Here is a 23060-nt window from a genome sequence, read left to right on the forward strand (position 1 = left end):
CAGGAGACCGTCTCCGCTTCGTCCGAGGAGCCCGCGGCTGGTACAGGAGACACAGGCGGGGGCGGTCTCGATGGCCGATCTTCCCGGTCTCCCACTCCGCTTGCTTCCATGCGCCGACTCTCCCTGGCCCTGTGCGGCCTCGCCCTCCTCGCTCTCTCCACCGGCTGCGATTCCAGTGGCACCACCGGCACGGTCCGCGTGATGAGCCAGAACCTGTACCTCGGGGCCGACCTGTTCCTGGTCGCCAATGAGCAGGACCCCAACATGATCCCGGTGCGCGTGGCGCAGCTCTACGGGAGCGTCCAGGCGTCCGACCCGGCGGCGCGGATGGCGGCGGTGGCGGCCGAGATCGCCCGCGTCAACCCGGACCTCGTCGGGCTCCAGGAGGTCACGACGTACTACGTGCAGTCGCCGGGCGACAACCTGCCGGGCGCCGCCAACACGACCGCGACGACGGTCACCTTCGACTTCCTCCAGTTGCTGCTGGATGCGCTCGCCGACGAGGGCGTCTCGTACACGGTCGCCGCGCGGGCGGACAACGCCGACGTCGAGTTCCCGGCTACCACCGACGGCATGACGTTCTTCGACGTCCGCTACCGTGACGCCGACGTGATCCTGGCCCGGTCGGACGTGCAGACCTCCGGAGCCGTCAACCAGGAGTTCCAGACAGTCCTGACCATCCCCGTCGGGGGCGTCGACCAGACGTTCACCCGGTCCTACCAGTCGGTCAATGCCACCGTGGACGGCTTTCCGCTGACGTTCTTCAACACGCACCTGGAGGTCGGCGGGCCTGCCGAGCCCATCCAGCGGATCCAGGCGGCCGAGCTGGCCACGGAGGTCCGCGACACGGGCGGCTCGGTGATCCTGGTGGGCGACATCAACTCGGACGGCAACACCGGCGGGACGAGCTACCAGGATCTGACGGTCCTCCTGCGGGACGCCTTCCCGGTCGGCTCCGCGGCGACGTGCTGCCAGGCCGCGGACCTCGGCAACGCCACCTCCCAGCTCCAGACCCGCATCGACGTGGTGCTCTCGCGCGGCTTCGACACGACGGTCGCGGGCGAGGTGGTGCTGGACACCCCGGCCGACCGTGTCGGCGGGGTCTGGCCGAGCGACCACGCGGGCGTCTGGGCCGAGCTGGAGGGCGTCGTCAATTAGGACGGCCCGCCCGGCCTCCGTGGCGAGGCCGGGCGACCCGGTCGGGTGGGGGCACGCTGCCGGTGTGCCCCGACCTCGTTGGAGGGGTCAGTGTGTCCGCCGCCACTCCGGCCCGGCGGGCGTGTCCACGACCTCGACGCCGAGGGCGGCCAGTTCGTCGCGGATGGCGTCGGCGCGGGCCCAGTCCTTGGCCGCGCGGGCGGCGGTGCGCTGGACGACGAGCGGCTCGACCTGTGCCGCGAGGTCATCCGCCGCCTCGGCGGCGTCGGCGGGGACCTGGGCGTGGACGATGCCGAGGAGGGCGTCGATCCGGTCGAGGTAGGCGTCGGCGGCGCGGGCCGAGGCGCCGGAGAGCGGCGCCTCGCGGTGGGCCTTGAGGATGGCGGCCGCACCCCGGAGCCCGGCCGCGAGCGCGATGGGCGTGTTGAGGTCGTCGGCCATGGCCGCGAGCGCGTCGGCGTAGGCCGCGTCGAGGTCGGCCGAGAGGCCATCGTCGCCGGGTCGGTCGGCCTCGGTGCCGAGGCGGGCCGCCTCGACGGCGTCGCGGTAGCGCTGGAGGTTCTTGGCGGCGTCGGCGAGCGTCTTGCGGGTCAGGTTGAAGGGCTTCGCGTAGTGGCCCGAGATGAGCGCCAGCCGGAGCGCGAGCGGGTCGAGCGGCGCGGCCCAGTCCTCCCGGCCGCCGTCCTCTGGGGCGGCCGTCAGGTCGCGGACGGTCAGGAAGTTGCCCTTCGACTTGGACATCTTCTCGCCCTCGACCTGGAGGAAGCGGGTGTGCATCCAGTAGCGCGAGAAGGGCTGGCCGGTGAGTGCCTCGGCCTGCGCGATCTCGCACTCGTGGTGCGGGAAGCGGAGGTCCTCGCCGCCGCCGTGCAGGTCGATGGTCTCGCCGAGGTACTTCTGCGCCATCACCGAGCACTCGAGGTGCCAGCCGGGGAAGCCCCAGCCGCCCGCCTCGCCCTCGACGAACGGCGAGTACCACTGCATGAGGTGCCCGGCGTCCTTCTTCCAGAGCGCGAAGTCGCGCGGGTCGCGCTTGCCGTCGTCGCGGACGACCTCGCGCGTGCCCTCCACCAGCCCCTCGGCGTCGGTGTTGCCGGAGAGCTTGCCGTAGTCCGGGAAGCTGGGGACGTGGAAGTACACGCCGTCGGCCGTCTCGTAGGCGTGGCCGGACGCCATGAGCGCCTCGACGGCCAGGATCTGCTCGCGGACGTGCTCGGTGGCGCGCGGCCGGATGTCGGGCTCGATCAGGTTGAGCAGGTCCCAGTCGCGCTTGAGCGCCTCGGTGTAGTGGCGCGCGAGGTCCCAGACGGTTTCGAACGCCTCGCCGTCCTTCGACGCGAGGGCCTTCGCCATCTTGTCCTCGCCCGCGCCGTCGGCCACGTCGTCCTCGGTGAGGTGCCCCACGTCGGTCACGTTGGACACGTAGCGGACCGCCCAGCCCAGCGCCTCGGCCGTGCGCACGACGAGGTCGGCCGTGAGGAACGTCCGGAAGTTGCCGATGTGGGCGTAGCTGTAGACCGTCGGGCCGCAGCTGTAGAAGCGGAGCAGCGGCCGCCCGTCCGGGGTGTAGGCGACGGGTGTGACGGTCTGGACCTCGCGGGCCAGCGTGTTGGTGAGGCGGAACGGCGGGGACTCGGGCATCGGCGCGGGGGGCGAGGCGCCAAGCTACCGAGTCCAGCGGTGAGCGAGGAGGCAGGAGCGGTGAGGACCGCCCGCCTCACCACCTCCGCTCCGACACCGTAAAGCCGACCAGGAGGCTCGTCCGCGGGCCGTCCTGGCCAAGCACGACGGCGAGGTTCACCGGGATGCTGATCTCGCCAATCTCGTTGTTCATGCCCACCCCGATGGCGTATGCGGCCCCGCTCAGCGACAGGTTCGGTCCGACGCCGAACTCGAAGCCGCTCGGGGCGCGGATGCCCGCCAGCAGGGTCAGGCTGGGCAGGAAGAGGCCCTGTTCGGCGCCCCCGACCAGCAGCACCCACTCGGTGACGCCCGTCAGCCCGGACTCGGTCTGGAACATCCGGTTCTCGAACTGCCAGCCGAACTGGGTCACGACCGGCACGGACTCCGAGAGGCGCGGGTTGTCACACGGCGAGTCGTAGCACCCGTCGAAGGCCTCGTTGATCTTGCGGACGGTCTCCTGGCTGAGGAGCGTCAGGCCGGTGCGGGGGCCGCCGAGGCGGCGAGGCCCGTACGTCCGGATGTCGGCGCGCACCGTGCGGACCTCGACGGGCGCGCGCGCCGGGGCCGGGCTCGCCGGGGGGGGCGCCGGGCGCGGAGCGGGCGTCTCCGCCTCGGTCTCGGCGTCGCCGGTCTCGGGCTCGAAGGGGATGCCCTGGGCGGCGGTGGGGAGGGCGAGGAGGAACGCGAACAGCGCGAGCAGGCGGGACATGGCCATTGGTGTGTGTGGACGCCGACAACCTCCCCCGATCTCCGGCTCTGGCCGTGGTGCGGGCGCGGGGCGCGTCTGGTACGATCGGATCAGGCGCTGCCCGGTCTGGTCGCCTCGGGGGACCCCGCCGCCCGGCCCGCCGTCCCACGCGGCCCTTCTGCTCTGTCATGACCGACCTGCCCGACACCCTCCGCTACGTCGACGACGCCCGCCCCGGCATCACGCGCACGCGGCGCGGGACGGGGTTCTCGTACCGGCAGCCGAACGGAGAACGGGTGTCGGACGCCGTCCGCGCCCGCATCGAGGCGCTGGTGCTCCCCCCGGCCTGGGAGGACGTCTGGATCTGCCCGACTGCCAACGGGCACCTCCAGGCGACAGGCCGCGACGCGCGGGGCCGCAAGCAGTACCGCTACCACGCTGACTGGACGGCCCACCGCAACCGAGTCAAGTTCGGCCGGATGGTCGGCTTCGGGGAGATGCTGCCGGGCCTCCGCGCCCGCGTCGAGGCGGACCTGGGCACATCCGGCCTCGGCCGCGAACGCGTGCTCGCGCTGTGCGTCCGCCTGCTGGACGAGACGCTGATCCGCGTCGGCAACGCCGCGTACGCGACCGAGAACGGCTCCTACGGGCTCACGACGATCCGCGACAAGCACGTCGCCTTCGACGGGGCCGAGGTCCGGTTCTCGTTCGTCGGCAAGAGCGGCAAGGAGCAGGAGCTGTCGGTCCGCGACCGGCGGCTGGCGCGGCTGGTCAAGGCCTGCCGCGACATCCCCGGCTACGAGCTGTTCCAGTTCTACGACGAGCGCGGCGACAAGCAGGACGTGGAGAGCGGCCACGTCAACGGCTACCTCCAGGAGACCACCGGGGAGGACTACACGGCGAAGGACTTCCGGACGTGGGGCGGCACCGTCGCCGCGGCCGAGGCGCTCGCGGCGCTCGACGAGGTCGAGGACGCCGACGCGTGCATCGTGCAGGCGGTCAAGGACACCGCCTCGGTGCTGGGCAACACGCCGGCCGTCTGTCGCCAGTACTACATCCACCCGGACGTGCTGGACGCCTTCCGTGAGGGCGACCTCCGCGACCGCGTCCGGCGGCGCAACGCGGGCAACACGCCCGCGGGCCTGCGCCCACCCGAGGCCGCCGTGCTGGACCTGCTCCGCGAGCGGAGCTGAACGGCTACGCCGCCTCGGCCTCGGCGCCGACCAGCGCGCGGGCGGCCCGCACGAGCCCATCCGGCCCGATGCCCACCTCGTCGTGGAGCTGCCGCTGGGTGCCGTGCTCCACGAACCGGTCCGGCAGCCCGAGGCGGACCACCTGGGTGGCGTCCAGCACGCCTGCGTCGGACGCCCACTCCAGCACCGCCGAGCCCGCGCCGCCGTCGCGGACGCCGTCCTCGACCGTGATCACGCGGCTGTGGCGCCCGAAGACCTCCGTCAGCAGCGCCGCGTCGAGCGGCTTGACGAACCGCAGGTCGTAGTGCGCCGCGTCGACGCCCTCGGCCGCCAGGCGGTCGCAGGCCTCGATGGCGTACTGGCCGATGGCGCCGTACGTCACGAAGGCCACGTCGGTGCCGTCGCGGACCTTGCGCCCGGTCCCGATCTCGATGGGCTCGAAGCCCTCGCGCAGCGGCATGCCGGTGGCGGCCCCGCGCGGGTAGCGGACCGCGAACGGGCCGTCGTACTGGAGCGCCGTGTAGAGCAGGTCGCGGAGGTCCTGCTCGTGCAGCGGCGCCGCGCAGACGAGGCCCTGGACCGCCCGCATGTAGGCCACGTCGAGCGCGCCGTGGTGCGTCGGGCCGTCGGCCCCGGCGACGCCGGCGCGGTCCATGCAGAACACGACGGGCAGGTTCTGGAGCGCCACGTCGTGCACGACGCCGTCGTAGGCGCGCTGCATGAAGGTCGAGTAGATGGCCGCGAATGGGCGCATGCCCTGCGTCGCGAGGCCGGCCGCGAACACGACCGCGTGCATCTCCGCGATGCCCACGTCGAAGGCGCGGTCGGGCATCTGCGCCATCATCTTGCCCAGGCTCGTGCCCGACGGCATCGCCGCGGTCACGCCCACCACGCGCTCGTCGGCCTCGGCCAGCTCGATCACGGCATCGCCGAACACGTCCTGCCACTTGGGCGGCTTGGTGCCCGCGGCGGTCGGCGCGGCGAGGCTCTTGCCGGTCAACTTGTCGAAGGGGCTCGACTGGGCGTGCCACTTGACCTGGTCCGCCTCGGCGGGCGCGAAGCCCTTGCCCTTGACCGTGAGGGTGTGCAGGAGGATCGGGCCCGGCAGGCCGCGCAGCTTCTTGAGCTGCGTCGCCAGGGAGACCACGTCGTGCCCGTCGACCGGCCCGATGTAGCGGAAGCCGAGCGCCTCGAACAACATGCCGGGCGTGAGGACCGCTTTCAGGCCGTCCTCGACGCGCGACGCGAGCCGCTGGAGGTGGCCGCCGCCGAGGCCCTTCATCTTGTCGAACAGCTCCCAGACCTCGCCCTTGAGCGCGTTCCACGAGCCCGACGACGAGACCTTGGCGAGGTACTCGTGCAGCGCGCCGACGTTGGGGTCGATCGAGATCCGGTTGTCGTTGAGGACCACCAGCAGGTCCGCGTCGCTCGCCCCGGCGTTGTTGAGGCCCTCGAAGGCGAGCCCGCCCGTCATCGAGCCGTCGCCGATCACCGCGACCACCTTGCGGTCGTTGCCGGTCAGCTTGCTGGCCGTCGCCATGCCGAGGGCGGCCGAGATCGACGTGCTCGCGTGCCCCACGCCGAACGTGTCGTACTCCGACTCGTCGCGCTTCGGGAAGCCTGACAGCCCGCCGTACGTCCGGTTCGTCGGAAACACATCCCGGCGGCCGGTCAGGATCTTGTGGCCGTACGCCTGGTGCCCCACGTCCCACACGAGCTGGTCCTCGGGCGTGGCGTAGGCCCAGTGCAACGCCACCGTCAACTCGACGACCCCCAGCGAGGCCCCGAAGTGGCCGCCGTGCACCGACACGATGTCCACGATGTACTCCCGGAGTTCGTCGCAGAGCTGCGGCAGGCGCTCGGCAGGGAGGGCCCGCAGGTCGGCGGGCGAGTCGATGGAGGCCAGCAGGGGGCCGGGTGTGAGGGTCGGGGCGACCGGGGGCATAAGCGAGGCGCAGAACGGCCGAAGATACCGGGGCTCGGTGTGACCCCGAGGCGTCCGCGCGGTTTCGGGAAGAACCGGAGGGGGCGCTGGCTGGGGCGTGGGGCCGGGAAATGGGGAAATGGAAGGAGGATCCTGACGTGCGGTGGCGCCGGGGGGCTGGGCCTGTCATCTTCCGCACTCCTCCACTCTACCGGCTTCCCCGTGCCCGACCGTCCCGTCCGCGTCCTGTTCGTCTGCCTGGGCAACACGCGAAGGGTAGTCGGGACGACGGCCTGAAAACAGCCAGCAGGGGAGGGGACGCCCGAACTGGGCGAGGTACAGCCGACGTGCTGGAGACGGGGTTTCAAAATCCTCCCCAATCGGGTCCGGATTGATGTGGTACGGGGTGAGGCGGAGCGACCTCAGGCGTCACGATCGACGTCGAGATCGACCAGGCGGTAGACGGTCTCGGCACCGAGCCCGGCGTAGTACTCGACCACCCGAGCGTTGACCGTCGGGAGGTCCTCCGCACCGGAGAGCGCGCGGCTCATCGTGCTCCGCCCGACGCCGACCTTCGCGGCCGCCTGGGACTGGTTGTCGGGGGAGTCGTCGATGAGGCGGCCGGCGAGCTGGCGCAAGTCGTCAGACGTGAGGATGTCGCCAGCGGCGGGAGAGTCGGGAGGCATGGAGGTGGGGATTAGGGAGCGCGCGAGAAGACACGGCGCCGAGCCCTTTTGTTTCGGAATCGCGGAACTCGGTCCGCTATGTTCCGTAGATACGAAACAACAAGCCAGCCGACCACGGCACCCACGATGAACGCTCTCGACGCCGCCGCCCGCTCCCTCTCCGACGCTCAGTTCGAGATGGCGCACGCGACCACCCGCTTCGACCTCGCCTCGGCCGCCTTCCAGGCCGACCCCACCGAGCGCAACGCCCGCCGCCTCCGCAACGCGACCAGCCTAGCGACCGCCTGCCGTCAGGTCCTCGATGCCGCCGAGCGCAAGATGGAGGCCGCCGAGGCCGACGCGGTCTTCGAGGCCGACTGGGCCGCTGCCGTCGCCGCCACGACGCCCGCCCCGTCCGTCCGGCTGGTTCGCCTTGATGAGACCGGCCCGAGCCCCTGGGAGAAGATGCGCCGCCTCCTCAACGCCCGCTGCGGGGAGGCCGCGAAGCACTTCGACGCCGACCACGACAATCTCCGCCACGCCGCGGCCGAGTTCGCGTCGAACGGCCGCACCGACTCGTCGATGAAGCTCACCGACGCCGAGATGGGGCAGGCCGTCAGCTACGTCGAGGAGGTCCTGCGCGTGCTGGGCTTCGACCTCGACAAGGCCGACGCCGAGTACGCTGCGCGCCGCCTCGCGGCCTGAGTCCGGCAGATCCTAGATCCGCCCCGCCTCGGATGACACCCGAGGCGGGCACCTCCCTCGACTCCATGCTCCGTCCTCTCTTCGACCTCGGCCGCACCCTCGCCACGCCCGGCGCGCTCTCGCTGGCCTCCCGCGCCGGGGTCTCCATCCCGGCCCTCCTCGAAAGGCACGCCGTCGGCGACTGGGGCGACATCGGCGTCGGCGACCGGCTCGCCAACGAACTGGCGCTGCCCGGCGGCGCCCGCCTCCTCTCCGCGTTCCAGACCGACGCCGGGCGCCTCTGGATCATCACCGAGGCCGACCGCTCCAGCACGACGGTCCTCCTGCCCGACGAGTATTGAGCCCCGAGACCGGGCCACACGAATACGCCGGAGCCGGGTGGGGCGGCTCCGGCGTACGGCCTGTGCAGTGCTGTACCCCGCACAGAGGCACTCGCAACGGGCCGACGTTCGACCTGTTCCGCCTGCGCTGAAGACAAAACTGGGGCGGACGGTGCTACGCCGTCGAGGGCTGCGGCGCCCTCGACGGCGCCGCGGGCACCTCGAACGCTTCGTAGCACTTCTCCAGGTCGAGGCCGGGGTCGGTCACCTGCCAGGTCTCGCACGGGTGAGGCGGCGGCGGTCGCTCCAGCACGCCGGTCGCGTAGCCCAGTTGCAGCAGCAGCGCGCCGACGATGATCAAGAACCCGATCACGACGCCAAAGCCGAAGAGCGGCGCCTCGAAATCCGCAGGGGAACGGGTGTCCATGTAGACATAGACCCGCGAGAGGCGAAGATCTAACCTCAGTACAGCTCCGGTCGCCCGCGCTCCACGTCGCGCGAGGTCCGCACCGGGATCTCGCCGACCACCATGCCGACCTTGTCGGCTGGGATGATCGCCGACATGCGATGCCGCCCGAAGAGGTCGCCCCAGTCGTCCGGATGGATCACGACGATCAGCGGAGGGCGTCCGTTGTCGTCCTCGAGTCGGCGAGCAGGGTGCGGAGCATGTCGGTCGGGCAGGTGGCCGCCCAGAGTCACGCTCGCCCGTGCCGACTGCCGTGTCACCAGCCTCGGCGCCTACGTCGGCATCAAGGTCGGCGAGATCAAGTCGCCAGCGCGTAGCGATGTCGCAGCGGGAAGATGTCTCCCCGGCGGAAGTCGCTGACCGTCGGGACTGTAGGCCAGCGCGTTGCCGGGCGTCGCTGCCCGACGCCCGACGCCGACAGATCTGTCCCCGACACATAGGCCCGGCGGATGCGCGCGTCGCCGCTGTCGAGAATGTCCAGTGCCGCCTCGGCGTCGGCGCCCGTCAGCACGACCGAGTGCGTGTCCTGCCCCGTCGCCGCCTGGAGTGCGGCCAGCGACGTGTAGGTCGTCCCGTTGACGGCCCACCGCGTCAGCGTGCCGAGGAAGAGGTAGAGGTTGTAGTCGGAGATCAAAGTGCCCGTCACGTTGAACGCCTGACCCTCGCTCCGGAACACCGAGTAGAGCGCTGTCAGCCCCGAGGGCGCCCGAACGCACCCGAATCCGCCTGTGTCGTCGATCGTGCATCGGTCGACCGAGAGCGCGACACCCGTGGGTGGTTGGATGGGACGGATCCCACCCGTGCGGATGTGCATCTCGGACATCGTCCACGTCCCCACCGAGACCCCCGACGGCAGCACGGGCGCCAAGTTGTCGGACCCGTCGCTGCGTACCACCATGCCGACTGTCACCAGCTCGGCCGTCGTCGGCTGGAGCGGCGAGCGGACGTTCTCGACGTAGAGGCCCTCCACCTCGACGCGGTCAGCAACACAGTACACGCCGCCGTCGCAGTCTGCCACGAGCCCGCCGACCACCCGAGCGAGGCCGGGGTTCGGGCTGCCCGGGGCGAGCGCAGCGTGAGTGTAGAACGCCCGTGACGCGTCTTGGGTGTAGTCGCCCGCCGCCGACGGCATCCCGAACCCCGCGTACACGTTGCGCTGGAACAGCGCGACCGCGTCCTCGGCCGTCGGCGTGGCGATGGTGTAGACGAAGCCGCGCCCCTTTCCGCTGTCGGTCGCTGGCACCATCTCGAACCCCAGGCAGTCCCGGATGACCGCCTGCTCGGTAAGGTCCACGATGGTCACGCCGTGGACGGGCATCCGCCGGAACTGAGCGCGCTCGATCGTCACGTTGCCGGTGCCCTCCAGCCCGTTCTCGTGGACGTAGCCCTGCGCGGCCAGGCCGGACACCAAGGCCCGCTCGCCCGCCCGGATCGGGTTGCGGTAGTGGCTGTAGGTGAAGAACGCCTCTCCGAGCGTGGGGTCCTCCGCACCGGTCGGCTGGAGCGTGATGGTGACCGTGTGGGTGCCCGGACCCGTCCCCGACGAGTAGTCGACGTGGTAGGTCCCGGCCGTCACCGAGGCCGCCGCGTCCACGCGCCCGTACTGGTCGAACGAGGGAGACAGGTTCGTCGCCGAGGGCACCTCCCAGACCTGCACAAGCCCCTTGTCGGAGTTCGTGTCGTCGATCGTGACGGTGGCCTGGTAGCGACCGCCCGAGATGGCCGACCAAGCGCCCGCCGGGATCGCGAGCATCCCGGTGAGCAGCGGGAGAGGGTCCGCCGAGTCCTGGCCGCCCTCGAGCACGTCGGAGATCTGCACGCCAGCCGTCACGGCGTCGGAGAGCGTGCCTGTGGCCCTGTAGCCGCGGGCCAGCGCGAGGACGTGATTCGTCGCCAGCGTCGGCAGCGCGTCGCTACCGCGGAGGCGCGTCGGGGCGGCCTGCCCGCGGACGTGGTCGAGCATCCGTGCCACCACGTCGGGGTCAGCGGCCAGGTCGCCCGCCGCGTCTGCAAGAGGCGTCACCGGCTCCAACTCGGCGGCTGCATCCTCAGCGGCCTGGATGCGCCCCCCGAACGTCGCGACATCGGCGCTGGCCTCCTCAGCCTCGGCTGATGCCTCGGCCACCAGGGTCCGCTTGGTCAGAGCCCGCATCGAGAGAGGGAGCGCGCGCGCGATCGTGGTGAAGGAGTTCAGCCCGGCCGTGAGCTGCGACCAGTCCACCTCGGCCGTTCCGCTGACACCCGAGGAGTTCTCCGGGTTGATCGTCACGAGTGACGGCGGGTCTCCCGACGCCAGGTAGAACTGAGCCGCCAGCGTCCCCGCATCGAGGTCGGCGAACTTGACCGACGACACCCCGCTCACCTTGTGGTCGACTCGGTACACGCCGATCCGCTTGCCGACGGCGCCGTCCAGCGAGAGGTCCACCAGTAGCCTCTCGATGACCTCGTAGAAGTCGAGTGTGGCCTGAGGGACCGTCGGCAGGAGGTCCTCCTTGGCCGCGGAGTCGACCCACTGCGGCGCCCGCGCCTGCCGAACCGCCGCGGCGCCGTCGAACGAGATGGTCTCGGCCGTCTCCTCTGCGGTGTCCGCCGCCGCTTCGGCGCGCGCCGCGCCTGAGTTGGCGGCGTCCTTTGCAGCGGTGAGATTGGCCAGCTCTGCCGCCAGCGCGGCGTCGCTAAAGCTCTGTCCGGGTCGGGATCCCATTATCCGAGGGTGCTCTGGACGGTCACGCCGTCCGTGTACAGGTCGAGGCCCGACGCGTCGATCGCGATCGTGCCCTGGAGGAAGTCGCGGCCGAAGGCATCCCACCAGTAGTGCCGGTCCACGTAGAGGCGGTCTCCCGGAGCGATGCCCACGCCGAACGCAGACGAGATCGTCACCAGGTAGCCGAGCGACGTCGGCTCCACGTCCGCCACCGTGCGATCCGTCACCGTCCCGTCGCCGGCGACGTGGCGGAGGGTGCCGCCCACCCGTGGCGCGACGTAAGTCTCCAGCATCGTGCTGGTGGCCACCACCGCGTTTCGCACCGTGGTTCGTGGCCAGTGGCGAATGACCTGGTGAGGATGCAGCTGCCGAGCGCCAGCGGCGGTCCCGTCGCCCTTCAGCTTCAGGGTGCCACGCAGCGCGGTTGCGCGCGCCGCCTGGCGGACGGCCTCGATGGCGTCGAGCGCGTCGATCGTGTCGCCGCTGGAGGGCGCGCCCGACCCATAGGCGCCCACCGTCCATCCGGTGTTGTCGCCCCACGTCGTCGTCTGCCAGGCGAACGCCCCGTCCTGGACGACGAGCGCAGTGTCGGACTCCGCCACCGGTCCGTCCCCGATCTCGTGCGCCTCGGCACGCCCGGCGAGCGCACCCGGCACGCCGCCCGACAGCATCGCCGCCGCGCCCGTCTTCGAGGCTGGCCGGGTGCGCCCGTCCTCGGCGACCAGGTAGCCCACCTCGACGCGGTCGATCGACCAGACTTCGGACCCTTGCTCGGCATTGGCCACCGGCACGCCCGACGCCAACGCGAGGCGCGCGCCCTCGAACCAGGTCACGAACGCCCCGTCGATGGCGAGGCCGTCCGGTGTCACCGCGTAGGTCTGCACGTCCATGTCGATCGGCGCCGTCGACTCACCGGTCTCGTCCAGGAGCCGGATTGCCGTCCGGTCGAGGTCCTCCGAGAAGTAGTAGAGGGCCGCGGTCGCGCCGCTGTCCAGGTCGTCCGAGATGTCGCCCTCCAACTCCGTCGCGCCCACCACGACCGCCTTCGTCAGGGTGAGGACCGGAGACGCCGACGCGTGGGTACCGCCGACCGGGTTCGAGAAGCGGACCTTGATGCCGGCCGGCACGATCGCCGTTCCGTCGACGTGGTCGGGGTAGCTGGCTAGGAACGGGTCGATGGGGATCCGGACGCTGTCGCCGGGGAGGCTTGGGGCGGTCGCTGTCACGACGCTCCGCTTCACCGAGTACGTGTCTCCGTCGCGCGTCTCGACGCCGACCGCGAGGTAGGCCGGTCGCGCCTGCTTCGTGTCGTCGAACGCGCCCGTGTAGGGCTGCCACTGGAGGCGCGACCGGAAACGGATCACCGCGTTCGGGTCCGAGGGGATGCGCACGACGCCGCCCTGAGCGATCACCGGGCGCGATGGCGTTGCGCGGTCGTCCGAGAACCGAGCGGCCCACACGTCGCCAGCCGTCGGCTGGAACGGGGGCGTCCCGGTCGTGAGGCTGAACCGCTGGCAGACCGTCGGCCCCGTCGCCGAAGTCACCCCTCCGGAGCCAGTCCCTCCGCCGGTCATGCTCCATCCCTGCGCAACGGTCGCGCCTGCTGAGCCTGCCGTCTCGAACGACCCGTTCGACATCAGGTCGTCCAGGTCCGGCCGGAAGTCGTACTCCACCTCGACGCGTCGCATCGGCACGCCGCCGCTGTCGTCCGGCGCCCCCTGCCAGTTCCAGCCCCACGTGTCCACGACCGGATTCCGTGCGGCGGCGGTCTGCGCATCGTTGTCGATCGCCCCGGAGTTCGCGTCGTACGCGAACTCCGGAATGGTACCCGCCCCGCCGCTGGCGAGGGCGCGCGCCAGAGCCGAGCGCTGGGTCATGTACCAGCGCCCCTCGCTCTGATACAGCCTCGCCTGGAGGCGCCGAGCGATCGTACGGACGGCGTCCCGCTCCGAGACGCTCGCGCCGTCCACGAGCCACGCCCGTTGCCGGGCACCCACCGCGCGCACCGGGTCCACTGAGGCCGGGACATGGGTCGTCGGCACCCACGGCCTCCAGTCGACGCAGGTCGTCAGCCCGGTCCACAGGTCGTCCGCCGACCCGATGGCCTGGAGGATGCGAGCCAGCCCCGTCTGGAACCGCTCGATGGTGTCCAGGTCGTCCGAGTCTCCGAACGCCCCGGCCGGCGCCCCGCTTCCGGCGAACGCGCGCCCGGCCGACACATGCAGCCCGCCTGCGAACCGCAGCTGCAGCGCGTCGGAACCCGCGTAGGTCCTCGCGTCGACGGACTCCGGGAGCAGGAAGCCAGCGAACTGAGTCGTCCAGCCGCTGTCGTCGAGGCCGTACGACACGCCCGGCGTGACTGTCGTGGACCTCTGGATCGCGAGCGCCACGAACCCGTCCGGACGCCCGGCGAGAGGCAGCGTCATACCGGCCTGCCCGAAGCCCGGCGCCTGGCGGAGCATGAGCTGTGCCGCCGCCGGAGCCGCCGGGCCCAGCGACGGCACGCCACCCGACTCTCCCATCGACCACTCTGCGACGCACTGGAGGCACGGCAGCACCGTCGTCCCACCGAGGTAACCCGCCACCAGAACGAGCGCGCGGTAGAGCGGCCCGTCCTGGCCGACCCATTCGGCTGCCAGCGCCGTGCCGTAGGTGGTGCTCGGTGTCACTGGAGCACCCCCGGCCCGGAGCCGATCCGAAGCTCCTCCTGGAGGCCCGTGCGTACGCTGGCCACACTCACCTGGTGCGGAATGAAGATGCCGCCGGGCACAGCTCGCGCGCCGCCCGTGGACACGTTGACGCTGATCGCCGGGATCAGGCCACCGGCCGAGACGCCGCCGCCGCCCGCGACTGCGTTCGACAGCCCCGCCCCGCCCGCGATCGTCGCGATGGCCGAGCCGATGAACCCGCCGATCCCACCGGTGCCGGCGTTGAAGACCGCCGAGAGCCCCTTGAGGATGAGCGCCTTCGCGATGGCGGCCGCGATCGAGGCGGCGACGTCGGAGAACACGCCGATGATGCCCTGTCCGAGCGAGACGGCGGCGGCCTTCAGCGACTCCAGCGGGTTCCGGAACGCGACCATCTCGCCCACGGCGTCTCCCACCGCCTGGGCGACGCCGACGACCGCATCCTCAATGGCGACGAACGCCGTCCGGTACGCGTACGCCATCTCCAGCTGGCTCTCGTCGAGGCCCGGCGCCTGCTCCCTCGCGAGCCGAGGCAGACGAAACCGTCCGACCACGTCGTCCGCGGCCAGCTTCGGCGCCCGGCGCTGGATCAGGTCGAACGCCGCCGTCTGCTCCGCCATCATCGAGCGGAACTCGTCTGCGTAGCGACGGAACGCCGCGGCCCCGTCGCCGCCCGCCACCTGCGCAGCCGAGGCCATGGCTCCACGCAGCGCATCGAGGCGAGCACGCCCGGCATCCAGGGGCGTCATCTGGCCCGCCTCGGTCATGCGCTCGATGCCCAGCAGCGTCGTCCGGAGCGAGTCGCGGATGCCGTCGAGCTGCGACCGCGTCTCGGCCGTCGCCGTCGACACGTCACCCGCTGCCGCGGCGACGCTCTCGCCCACCCCGGACCCGAGGTCATCCATCGTGGCCATCGCCCCGGCCACCGCCGATCGTGCGTCCGCGGTCGCGGCCGCCAGCTCGGCGCGGATGGAGCCCCCGGCTGCCTGGAACGTGTCCCCGATCTTGTCGCCGGCGGAGCGGAGGTCGGCCGAGAGCCGCGCCACGTTGGCCGCACTGGCCGCGACCGCCTCCGGCGAGACGATGTTCTCGATGCGCGCCTGCACGCCCTCGATCGTCGACGCGACGTCGTCCGCTCCGAGCGCCTCCGCCACGCGCCGCGCGGGCTCCAGGAGCTTAGCCCCCAGGCCCGACATCGTACGGATCAGACGCAGGAACGCGCCCTCGACGCGCGCCTGCACGAGCCCCATCGCGGCCGTCGTCGCGGAGACCACGCCCTGCCAGAGGTCGCGGAAGAAGGCCGAGATCCCCGCCCAGTTCTTGTAGATCAGGTAGGCTGCCGCCGCGAATGCCGCCACCACAGCCGTGATCGCGATGATCTTCGCCGTGAGGATCAGCGTCGATCGGTTCACCGCCAGCAGCGCCGCGCGGATCTTCGGCAGCACCACCAGCAGCGTGCCCAGCGCGACCAGGAGCGGACCGGCCGCCGCCGCCAGGCCTGCAACCACCAGGATGCTCGCCTTCACCGGCACCGGCAGGGCCTGGAATCGCAGCGTGAGGTCGTTCAGGAGGTTGATGACCGGGTTCAGCGCCACCAGGATGAGCTGCCCGAACTGCTCCGAGAGGTCGCCGACGTTGTTCGTGAACTGCTTCAGCGGACCCGTGCCCGCCCGTGCCGCCGCGGCCGCCGTCCCGCCGTACTGCACCTCGAGCTCGTCGAGGATGAGGTTCTGCGCCTCCGCGATGCGTCCCGTCTCCGCGAGGTTCTTGATCACCTCCTTCTGCGAGTCCGAGAACTGGACACCGGCGCGAGACATCGCCGTGATGCCGCGGACCGGGTCGTTGAGCGCCTTGCCCACCATGATCGCCGAGCTCTGCAGGTCCGTCCCCAGCTTCGCCGAGAGGTCCAGCACCGCGACCTGCGCCCGGTCGAACTGGTCGCCGGCCACCTTGCCGAACGTCAGCATCTGCTGCGTGACCCCGGTCAGGATCTCCTCGTCACCGAACAGCGAGGTCTGCTGCAGCTCCGACGCCTGCGCCGTCAGCTGCTCGATGGTCCGACCGGCGACGCCTCCCGTAGACCGGATGCCGTTCTCGACCGCCGCGATCGCCTTCGCCTGCTTGTCCCATGCCCGCACCGAGAGCGCGCCCAGCGCCACGATCGGCGCCGTCACGTAGGCCGACATGCTCTTGCCGACGCCCTGCATCTGGCGGCCGAGGCGGACGACGTCGCCGTTCGCCTCTCGAAACGCCTTCCGCATCGACGAGAGGTCGGCCCCGATCCGGACTTTCAGTTCACCGAGCATGGTCTACGCGAGGGCCGGTGGTGCGGAGGAGGCATCCGCTGGAGGGAACCAGTGAGGGTGACGGCGCCGGACGGCCGCCGCGTCCCCGCCTCGGGGAGCGGTCGGGGCGACGAGCCCGAGCATGGGTCCGGCCGCCTCGGCCTTGCCGGCGAGCGCGTCGGCGACCATCCCGGCGCGGATGCGATCTGCGGCGAGATGGCCCATCACGGCGTCGAGGTACTGGCGGAGGCTGAGGAAGTCGAGGTCGGCGTCGGTCGGTCGGTAGCCCAGCAGCCCGAAGCACATCCTGTCGCGGACCGTCCGCGACAGGAACTGGCTCAGCGCGGGCGCTTCCGCCGGTCGGCCGCGGACTGCGTCTTGCGTTCCGCGGCCGCCGACTTTCCCTCCGCCTCCTCCTCGGCCAGACCCTGCAGCGGCGCCATGATCTGGGGCAGCAGGCGCCCGAGGTCGCCGAACGAGATCAGGTCGGTCACGTCCTCCTCGACCAGGTCCTCGTCGAAGGGCAGCATCCCAGCGTAGACGAGCTGCCCGACCTTGCCGAGCATCGGCGCGAACGCCTCCATCCCGGCGTCGTCACCGAGGCCGTCGAGGTCCTCCAGAATCCTGGGGATGTCGATCCCCTTGGCCGAGGCCAAACGGAACGTCACGTTGCCGAGAAACCACGGGTGCTCCTCGTGCAGGATGGTGAGCCGGACCGTGTCCGGGTGCTGAAGCAGGCGCTCTGCGCGGGTCTGAGGCATCGAGGGAAGGTTTCTGTGGAAACGTCTGGGCGGACAGGCGCCCGGGTCAGGTGGTGGCCTGGCGGGTGAGGGCGCCGGTGCCCTCCAGCGTCGCCGACACGGTCACCTGCCCCGCGTAGGGGGCCGTGATCGAGACTGAGGCGGGGTAGGCCGAGCCGGTGTACTCGCTCGCGTCCACCGTCTGCGTGCCCAGGAGCACCGTCAGCGGCGTCGCGGCATCCGTCGCCAAGAAGGCCGAGAGCAGTCCCGCGAGGCCGGTGCCGAGGCCGCTGGAGTTGTTGATGACAGGGCCATCGGCCACCAGCGTGACGCCCGTCTTCACGATGTCCTGCGCCGACTTGGTCAGGCTGGTAGTGGTCGGGCGCGCGTCGAACGTGAACGACAGGCCGCCGACGCTCACGACCACCCCCAGCGGCTCCGTGCTCACGCCGAGAACCGTGTCCTGGATCGCCTTGAACGCGTCCGAGCCCGTCGCCAGCGGGTCGTAGTAGTCGAACGAGAGCGACAGTTCGAACGACCGCGTGTTCGGGTCCAGGGTCCGGCTCATGCCAGACGTCGCGTTGACCACGTCGGTCAGGTTGAGCGAGAACGACAGGCCTGCCTCCGTCAGCCCCTTCAGCGGATCCGTGTCGATCGTCACGGTCAACGGCGCACCGGTGGCGTGTCCCGTGATCAGGTCGCCGCCGCTCGCGTCGACGAGGCCATCAGCTTGCACCGACCAGGAGCGCACGCCGTCGGTCTTCGCCATCCAGTTGGCCAGCCCGTCGTGCACCGCGTCATCCAGCGCCTGGCTCACGGTGAGCGTGCCACCGGTCGTGCAGCCGATCATGTTGCCCGCCGCGAGAAGCGCCAGGTCGAGGGAGGGGAGCGTCGTCGTGGGAGCGGGCATGGTTACTCGCCGGGAGCGGCGGGCTGGTAGAGCGTGTAGCGGAAGCGGATCGGGATGCCCCACGGGCGCGCACCCGGAGGCGGCTCCCGGAAGGGGTCACCGTTGAGGTCGAGCGTCGCGGCCGTCATCTGGATCTCGGTTGCGGAGGTCCCCTCCGCATCGTCCGGCACGGCGAACCGCCGCCCCAACTGGTTCACCAGGACCTGCACGATGGCCTCGGCACCGGCGAGCGTCGAGGCCCGCGCCACCATCGAGAGGGTGGCCGTCACCGAGCGCGTCGTGTCCGAGCGCTGGGTCTCCACCTCGGTTGCACCCTGGACCTCGACGTAGGGCAGGTCCGAGCCCTGCTCCGGATCGACGGCCACCCCGCCCGCCGCCGGACTGGCGACGCCGGCGGCCACGAGCGCAGCGGCGCCCGCGCCCGAGGTCAGGCGCGCGATCGCGGCGAGGCGGAGCGGAGGAGCGGTGGAGGTCACGAACTCAGGATGCGGCGGAGGCCGTCGTAGTAGGCGCGGGCGTGCGCCTCGAAGGCCGGGAAGAGGAAGGGGTGTGCCGAGAGGCGCTTGGTGCCGTGCTCCACGAACCGCGCGTAGAAGACGCCGGCGACGACGTCCGCGACCAGGTCGGTGAGCACCCGCGTGAGGTCGACCTTGACGGAGTCGCGGAGCGTGCCCGAGCGCTTCGGCGCAGCGGCCGCGGCGTCGCGCTCGATGTCGGCCGCGATCCGGCCCAGGAGCGCCTGGATCTCCAGACGCTTGCGCTGCTCCCAGAGCTTGAGCGCGCCCGCGAACTCCTCCTCGCCGTCGAGATCGACTGTGAAGGTGGGCACTGCATCACGCGCCCCCGTCGCTGTTGAGCAGGCACAGGAACTCCCGCCCCTCGCGCCGCCGGATCTCGCGGATCGACTCGATGTCGAGGATCCTCCCGTCGGGCAGCACCAGCCGGTCCGTCGGCGTGAGCGCCTCCGTGTCGGAGTAGCGCGCCGTCACGACCACCGGCTGGCGGCTGTCGACCTGGCCGGCTCGGATCTGCTCGCGGCCCGTTGCCTCGTCGACGGACGCCCAGAACGGCGTGCCGTCCGACCACGCGTCCGTCGACTCGCCCGCCGACCAGGTCGGCGTCGAGGACTGAGGCGTCACGAGCGTGTCGAGGCGGCCGACGTTCACGAGAGGTGGAGGCGGTAACGGTAGCGGTGCGAGGCGGTCAGGAAGTCGTAGCTGGCGGGCACCGTCGAGACGGTCGTGCCCGCGACCGCCAGCCCGCGCATGTCGTACAGGTGGAGCGTGAGCGCCTTGATGGCCACCAGAAGGTTGTCCGGGATCGGCTCCCCGCCGTCGGCACCGAGGCCGCAGGTGTAGACCACCTCCACCGAGCCCGGCCGCCCGTAGTGCGTCGGCACCGAGCCCGTCAGGCAGACCGCGCCGGGGCTGCCTGGGATCACCGAGTACTCCTCGGCCGCCAGCGTCTGCATCACGCCGTCGAAGTCGGCCACCTTGACCGACTGGACCGACAGCAGCGGCGGGCTCGGGATCTCCAGGACGCCGCTGCAGGGCCACCGCTCGATGGTGAGCTTGCGCCGCTGCTCGCCGAGCGCGTAGCCGGTCGTCTCCTCGACCCGGAGCCGCGCGGCCGTCACCAGCTGCTCGATGAGCGAGTCCTCGGACGTCGCCGTCACACGCAGGTACGCCCGTGCCTCAGCGAGAGACACGGGCTCAGCCTGCGACGCTTGGACGACGACGATCTGCATCAGTCGGAGGACTTCGCGCGCTTCGTCTTGCGGACGGGCTTCGGGTTGGCGTCCGCCGTCTCAGGCGGCGTCACGGTGGCGGTCTCGACCGTGGGGCCGGCGGCCTTCTCGGCAGCGGCCTTCTCGGCAGCGAGGCGGTCCGCCATCTCCGGCCACTCGGCCGTGATCTCCTCGCCGTCTGCGACCTCGGCGTGGCCCGCCTCGATCCAGTCGCGGGCGATGTCGTCGGTCACGTCCAAGACGCCACCAGGACGGAGGGAGAAGTCGACACCGGCGAGAGCGGTCTTGCGTCGGATGCGAGTCATCGAGTCGGGGGCTAGGTGACCGGCTGCGTGCGCGCGTCACCGCGGAGCACGAGAGCCGAGATGGGGATGGTGGGGCTCGTGCCCGACACCGACGGGATCGTGACCCGCAGGAACTGCTTCGAGCCCGAGTAGCCGCGCCGGATGACCGCCGCGTCGTTGCTCGTGTCGAAGGCCGGGAGCGCGCCCCCGATCAAGTCCTCCGGGCCGACGTTGCCCCACGCCGAGCCGTCGGCCGACTCCTGGATGCGGATGTTGGCGCCCGGCGTCGTGCCCCCGAACGTGCCCAGGTTGATGACGATGGTCGCCGACTCGAAGCCGGTAAGGTCGACGCTGACGCCGGTGACGGCGCCGGCTGCCACCTGGGGGACGAGAGAGGAGGCGGGGCTGAGGCCGCTGGATCCGTCGTAGAGCATCGCGGGAGGGGCTGGAAAAGGCGCCGACCCGGACTCCTCCAGGTCGACGCCGTGTCGGTCCGCCGGTTAGGACGGCGTGTTCTGGAAGGACTTCACTGCCGTCGTGTCGAGCAGCGTGCCGTCGTGGCGGCTGAAGCCGAGGAAGCCCACCTGCAGCTGGTTCATGTACTTCTCCCGGAAGATGACCAGCTGCATGCCGAGCACGTCCCGGATGACGTACTCCGCCATGTCACCGAACACGATCGACTTCGCGCCGGCCGCCATCACCGGCATGTTCTGGTTGATCGTGTAGCGGTAGCTGAGGATCGTGTCCGGCTCGCGGAGCGCGATGCCCGGCACCCACAGCGGACGGCCGTCAGCGTCCTCCAGCTTCTTCAGCGCGCGGAGGGTCGTGTCGTGGAACTGCCACCCGGTGGACGGCATGCCGCGGTAGTCCGGATCGACCGAGTGCTCCAGGTCGACCAGGTCGCCGTAGGTCACCGAGGTAGCCTGCCCCGAGCCTGCCACCTTGCCGACCGCCGCCGCTGTCACCAAGCCCTTCGGCTGGCCGCTACCGGTCCCGGTCGTGAAGAGTCGGGACGTGATCCGCCCGAGACGCTTCGAGATGACACCCTCCAAGAACGTCTCCAGGTCGAACGCCGAGTCCTGCATCAGCTGGATCGACACCCGGATCAGCTTCGAGCTGAACATGTACGCGCCGAGCGTCTCCTGGCCGAACTCGACATCCTGCTCGCCGGCAGCGGCGTTCTCGGCCAGCAGCTCGCCCTCGTTCGACGTGTCGTCCGAGGTCGGGATCGGGATCTTGTTGCCCGACGCCGTCGACATGATCGTGACGCCGGACTGACGGATGCCGCCGAACGCCTTCATATTCTCGACGATGCGGTTGTAGAAGCCCTCCGGGACGGTGTAGCCGCCGGCGGTGTCCGTCCCGACCGAGAGGGCACGCTGCTCCGGGGTCAGCTGCTCGAACCGCTCTGCCAGCAGCTGGCGGTCCTCCGTCGTCGCCCGGCCTCGCAGGTGCCGCCCGAACGCTTCGCTGTAGCGCTTCTCGGCAGCCTGCGCCTCGTCGCCCGAGATCTCGCGCGACTCGATCTCGCCCGAGGCCGTCCGGCTGCGGACCTCCTGCGGTGCGTCCATCTCCGCCTGGAGATCCATCTGGCGCTCCTCGTTGTCGATCTGCGTCCGGAGCTCCTCCACCTCCGTGTGGATGGCATCGAACCGCGTCTGCTCCTCGGCAGACAGCGCGTCTCGCTTCTCCTCCTTGGCCTTGTCCAGAATGCCGCGCGCCTCCTCGGCGAGCGTCGCCCGCTTCGAGCGCAGCTCCTTGATGCGCGCGACCGGCGCCGCCGCCAGCGCGAGCCCGACCACGTCGTGGTGCAGCGCGGTCGCGACCAGGTCGACGATCGCGCCCGTGCCGCCGGCGTCACCGACCAGCGTAGCCACGCCGACGGCCATCACCGCGCCGACCGCCAACGCCGACAGTGCCCCGGCCGAGCCCGAGGCGGACGCCCGGGGCGCAGGGCCGACGGGACGGCCGTCGGTGTGGTCGGTCCAGCCGGTGTAGTTCTCGACCGGCACGGTGAACGCGTCCGGAGCGTAGGGCTCAGCGCCGAACGTCTGGGCGTGCACACCGGCGGTCACGAGGAGGAGCCCGATGAGGGCTGCGAAGAAAGAGCTGAGCGCTCGCATGGATCCGGGGGGATGGAAGAAGGCTGCGCGGGGAACCGCGCGGTTAAGGCCGCTACGCTGAGGCCTGGCGGAGCTCGCGCTCCAGCGTGTCGATGGATCGGCCCGCCGGGGCCGAGATGCCGGCGCCCGCCAGCAGCGCGTCCAGCGCCGCGCGGGAGTCGTCTGAGAGGTCGCCCGAAGCGCACCGCGCCTCGACGAAGGCCTCCAGGTCGCGGACACCGATCTCGGTGTCGTCGTAGGCCGGGAAGGTCACCGGGCTCACGTCGTAGAGCCGGACCGAGAGCAGCTCGCGGAGCACCGTCCGGACGCTCCGGCCCTCGGCATCCTCGGAGACCTCCTCGGTCCAGCGCTCCTCGATGACCACGAACGCGAACGACATCTGGTCGACGTCGCCGCGCTCGATGCTCGTGCAGAGGTCGCGCGCCAACTGCGTGTCAGGCAGCGTGATCTCCACCTTCAGCCCGACGGCGTCCTCGCGGAGCGTGAGCGTGCCGCTCTTCGTCCGGCCGAGGACCAGGTTGACATCGTGGTTGAACAGCGCCCGGACGTCGTCGCCCTCGTCGATGGCCACCGAGAACGCGCCCGCGCGGATCACCTCGGTGAAGTAGCGGAGGTTCGACGGCTTGTCGAACTTGGCCGCGTAGCCCACCAGCACCTTCGGACCATCGTCCTCGCCCGCGCGGGTCTCCAGGCCGGTCACGACAAACCGGCGCTCGACGAGCGGGTTCGTGCGGCGGAGGGCTGGGCGGTCGCCGGACGTGCGCGTTTCGGGGATCAC

24 protein-coding genes are annotated in these 23060 nt (G+C 71.2%); 4 read left to right on the plus strand and 20 right to left on the minus strand.

What is annotated here, in order from left to right:
- Positions 1 to 108 precede the first annotated feature (108 nt).
- Positions 109 to 1158 (plus strand): endonuclease/exonuclease/phosphatase family protein, encoded by a 1050-nt coding sequence (locus tag B1759_RS14830; protein ID WP_095515831.1) that lies wholly within the window; start codon positions 109 to 111, stop codon positions 1156 to 1158.
- 87 nt (positions 1159 to 1245) lie between these two features.
- Here the strand turns inward: B1759_RS14830 and cysS are convergent, their stop codons facing one another.
- Both cysS and B1759_RS14840 read right to left on the minus strand, forming a co-directional pair.
- Positions 1246 to 2799 (minus strand): cysteine--tRNA ligase, encoded by a 1554-nt coding sequence (cysS, locus tag B1759_RS14835; protein ID WP_095515832.1) that lies wholly within the window; start codon positions 2797 to 2799, stop codon positions 1246 to 1248.
- Between the two features lie 76 nt (positions 2800 to 2875).
- Complete coding sequence (locus B1759_RS14840) at positions 2876 to 3550, minus strand: hypothetical protein (RefSeq protein WP_143537407.1); 675 nt, start codon at positions 3548 to 3550, stop codon at positions 2876 to 2878.
- Between the two features lie 167 nt (positions 3551 to 3717).
- On the opposite strand from B1759_RS14840, the gene B1759_RS14845 reads away from it, so the two are divergent.
- A complete protein-coding gene (locus tag B1759_RS14845) occupies positions 3718 to 4722 on the plus strand; it encodes a DNA topoisomerase IB (RefSeq protein ID WP_095515834.1) in 1005 nt (334 codons plus the stop codon).
- A gap of 4 nt (positions 4723 to 4726) precedes the next feature.
- Here B1759_RS14845 and dxs read toward each other — a convergent pair whose 3' ends face one another.
- Positions 4727 to 6667 (minus strand): 1-deoxy-D-xylulose-5-phosphate synthase, encoded by a 1941-nt coding sequence (dxs, locus tag B1759_RS14850; RefSeq protein WP_095515835.1) that lies wholly within the window; start codon positions 6665 to 6667, stop codon positions 4727 to 4729.
- A 401-nt stretch (positions 6668 to 7068) separates the two neighbouring features.
- Entirely contained in the window at positions 7069 to 7332 is a 264-nt protein-coding gene (locus tag B1759_RS14855; RefSeq protein WP_095515836.1) for a hypothetical protein, read from the minus strand.
- Positions 7333 to 7458: 126 nt separating this feature from the next.
- On the opposite strand from B1759_RS14855, the gene B1759_RS14860 reads away from it, so the two are divergent.
- Complete coding sequence (locus B1759_RS14860) at positions 7459 to 8016, plus strand: hypothetical protein (RefSeq protein ID WP_095515837.1); 558 nt, start codon at positions 7459 to 7461, stop codon at positions 8014 to 8016.
- Positions 8017 to 8081: 65 nt separating this feature from the next.
- A complete protein-coding gene (locus B1759_RS14865; protein WP_095516008.1) occupies positions 8082 to 8357 on the plus strand; it encodes a hypothetical protein in 276 nt (91 codons plus the stop codon).
- Positions 8358 to 8511: 154 nt separating this feature from the next.
- Here the strand turns inward: B1759_RS14865 and B1759_RS14870 are convergent, their stop codons facing one another.
- The 16 genes from B1759_RS14870 to B1759_RS14945 form a co-directional block, all read right to left on the minus strand.
- Entirely contained in the window at positions 8512 to 8763 is a 252-nt protein-coding gene (locus B1759_RS14870) for a hypothetical protein (protein ID WP_095515838.1), read from the minus strand.
- A 35-nt stretch (positions 8764 to 8798) separates the two neighbouring features.
- Positions 8799 to 8945 (minus strand): hypothetical protein, encoded by a 147-nt coding sequence (locus B1759_RS19805; RefSeq protein WP_158225288.1) that lies wholly within the window; start codon positions 8943 to 8945, stop codon positions 8799 to 8801.
- 155 nt (positions 8946 to 9100) lie between these two features.
- Positions 9101 to 11506: a hypothetical protein gene (locus tag B1759_RS14880; protein ID WP_095515840.1), complete on the minus strand. Its 2406-nt coding sequence runs from the start codon at positions 11504 to 11506 to the stop codon at positions 9101 to 9103.
- Positions 11506 to 14175 (minus strand): hypothetical protein, encoded by a 2670-nt coding sequence (locus B1759_RS14885; RefSeq protein ID WP_095515841.1) that lies wholly within the window; start codon positions 14173 to 14175, stop codon positions 11506 to 11508. Before B1759_RS14885 ends, B1759_RS14880 begins: the two co-directional genes overlap by 1 nt.
- Positions 14172 to 16499, minus strand: coding sequence for a phage tail length tape measure family protein (locus B1759_RS14890; protein ID WP_095515842.1), 2328 nt, complete (start codon positions 16497 to 16499; stop codon positions 14172 to 14174). The genes B1759_RS14885 and B1759_RS14890 overlap by 4 nt, the downstream gene beginning before the upstream one ends.
- A gap of 3 nt (positions 16500 to 16502) precedes the next feature.
- Positions 16503 to 16784 (minus strand): hypothetical protein, encoded by a 282-nt coding sequence (locus B1759_RS14895; RefSeq protein WP_095515843.1) that lies wholly within the window; start codon positions 16782 to 16784, stop codon positions 16503 to 16505.
- A gap of 32 nt (positions 16785 to 16816) precedes the next feature.
- Complete coding sequence (locus B1759_RS14900) at positions 16817 to 17239, minus strand: hypothetical protein (RefSeq protein ID WP_095515844.1); 423 nt, start codon at positions 17237 to 17239, stop codon at positions 16817 to 16819.
- A 46-nt stretch (positions 17240 to 17285) separates the two neighbouring features.
- Complete coding sequence (locus B1759_RS14905) at positions 17286 to 18128, minus strand: hypothetical protein (protein ID WP_095515845.1); 843 nt, start codon at positions 18126 to 18128, stop codon at positions 17286 to 17288.
- A gap of 2 nt (positions 18129 to 18130) precedes the next feature.
- Positions 18131 to 18604, minus strand: a complete 474-nt coding sequence (locus tag B1759_RS14910; protein WP_095515846.1) for a hypothetical protein — start codon at positions 18602 to 18604, stop codon at positions 18131 to 18133.
- Positions 18601 to 18957 carry an HK97-gp10 family putative phage morphogenesis protein gene (locus B1759_RS14915; RefSeq protein WP_095515847.1) on the minus strand — a complete coding sequence of 119 codons (357 nt, stop codon included), beginning with the start codon at positions 18955 to 18957 and terminating at the stop codon, positions 18601 to 18603. Before B1759_RS14915 ends, B1759_RS14910 begins: the two co-directional genes overlap by 4 nt.
- 4 nt (positions 18958 to 18961) lie before the next feature.
- A complete protein-coding gene (locus B1759_RS14920; RefSeq protein ID WP_095515848.1) occupies positions 18962 to 19294 on the minus strand; it encodes a phage head closure protein in 333 nt (110 codons plus the stop codon).
- Positions 19291 to 19875, minus strand: coding sequence for a phage head-tail connector protein (locus B1759_RS14925; RefSeq protein WP_095515849.1), 585 nt, complete (start codon positions 19873 to 19875; stop codon positions 19291 to 19293). Before B1759_RS14925 ends, B1759_RS14920 begins: the two co-directional genes overlap by 4 nt.
- Positions 19875 to 20180 (minus strand): hypothetical protein, encoded by a 306-nt coding sequence (locus tag B1759_RS14930; RefSeq protein ID WP_095515850.1) that lies wholly within the window; start codon positions 20178 to 20180, stop codon positions 19875 to 19877. The genes B1759_RS14925 and B1759_RS14930 overlap by 1 nt, the downstream gene beginning before the upstream one ends.
- An 11-nt stretch (positions 20181 to 20191) precedes the next feature.
- A complete protein-coding gene (locus tag B1759_RS14935; RefSeq protein ID WP_095515851.1) occupies positions 20192 to 20593 on the minus strand; it encodes a hypothetical protein in 402 nt (133 codons plus the stop codon).
- A gap of 66 nt (positions 20594 to 20659) precedes the next feature.
- Positions 20660 to 22282: a phage major capsid protein gene (locus B1759_RS14940; protein ID WP_095515852.1), complete on the minus strand. Its 1623-nt coding sequence runs from the start codon at positions 22280 to 22282 to the stop codon at positions 20660 to 20662.
- 52 nt (positions 22283 to 22334) lie between these two features.
- On the minus strand, positions 22335 to 23060 hold the full coding sequence (locus B1759_RS14945) for an HK97 family phage prohead protease (RefSeq protein WP_198948907.1): 726 nt from the start codon (positions 23058 to 23060) through the stop codon (positions 22335 to 22337).

Origin of the sequence: Rubrivirga sp. SAORIC476 (assembly GCF_002283555.1) — a bacterium.
Classification (GTDB): domain Bacteria; phylum Bacteroidota; class Rhodothermia; order Rhodothermales; family Rubricoccaceae; genus Rubrivirga.